Raw genomic sequence first — 1,389 nt, forward strand, 5'->3', positions numbered from 1 at the left:
TGACGGTTCCAGTTGCATAAATGTATCCGGCCTCTCGCGAGTGGACTGCTGTTGCAGCCAGGCCATGATGAGATCCGCGCACGCCGTTCCCAATAAATGGTTCGGGCACGAAGCCCGCTTTTTTGCACAGGGCTTACGGCATGCTGATCCACTGTTTCGTCATCACTATTCCCGAGCCTTGCAATCGAGCCGGAGCGTCAGGCGAAAGCAGGGTCCTGCGTTCGTAGAGTGCTCCCGGCTTGGTCAGGACAACCCAGACAATGCGCGCCATCTTGGCGGCGAGTGCGACAACAGCTTTGTTCGGGTGCATCCGGCTCTGCAACCCATCAAGCCAGCTTCCCAGGCGATCCCGGTTTCGATCCAGGTGACGGAAGCATGATCGCGCGCCATGAACGAGCAGCTTGCGAACGTAGCGGTTCCCGCGCTTGCTGATACCGAGTAGCTTCTGCTTGCCTCCGGTCGAGTATTCTCGAGGGACCAGCCCCAGCCATGCGGCCAGGTCGCGAGCCTTCTGGAACTGGCATCCCGTGCCGACGGCCGCCAGTAGCGCGGTCGCTCCCAATGCTCCGATTCCGGGGATCGTCATGAGCCGGCGGGCAACATCTTCTCGGTCTGCGATCGCTGCGATTTCCCTCGTCACGTCGTTGATGCGCTGCTCCAACTGGCGCAGATCGGCGAACAGGTCCACGAGCAGTTTGCGCATTGCCGGCGAGAGGTCATTCGAAAGGTCATCGAGAACCAGTGGCAAGTCGAGCTTGAACAGTCCGGCGCCCTGTCTCAATGCGATGCCGTATTCCAGGCAGAATGCTCGCATCTGGTTGATCAGACGGGTTCGCGTGCCGATCATCTGGTCGCGCACCCGATGCACGGCTTGGAGGTCGGCTTGCTCCTCGCTCTTGATCGCCGCAAATCGCATCGTCGGCCGCGTGGCGGCTTCAGCGATAGCTTCGGCATCGATGATGTCGCTCTTGTTCGACTTGACGTAGGGCTTCACGAACTGCGCTGGGATCAGGCGAACCTTGTGCCCCAGTGCCTGAAGCCTCCTGGCGATCCATTGCGATCCAGCGCACGATTCCATCCCGACGATTGCAGGCGCTGCCCGCTCAAAGAACTTCATCAACGTATCGCGTCGGAAGCGAACTCGCTGGACGGGCTCGCCGCCGCTATCCAAGCCGACGACGTGGAAGATGTTCTTGCCGATATCGACACCATAGACGGCCGCAGGGCGCGGCGCATTGCGTGGGGACATTGCAACCTCCTTTGTTGTGACTGCCCAGATGATGCTGCGGGAGGACGGGGCGGACCATCCCATTAATGGTGACGCCCGCGGCCAGGCGGAAAGCTGTCGCTCGCCTGAAGGAAGGCTTCGGGATGAGCGAACGGCGGGCG

Annotated in this window: 1 pseudogene; it reads right to left on the minus strand. The window is 61.1% G+C overall.

From position 1 onward, the window contains the following. Positions 1-220 precede the first annotated feature (220 nt). Positions 221-1,249 (minus strand): annotated as a pseudogene (locus EOC06_RS37300) (IS110 family transposase); the annotation flags it as partial. Between the last annotated feature and the right edge of the window lie 140 nt (positions 1,250-1,389).

The organism is Mesorhizobium sp. M7A.F.Ca.MR.362.00.0.0 (assembly GCF_004023175.1).
Classification (GTDB): Bacteria; Pseudomonadota; Alphaproteobacteria; order Rhizobiales; family Rhizobiaceae; genus Mesorhizobium.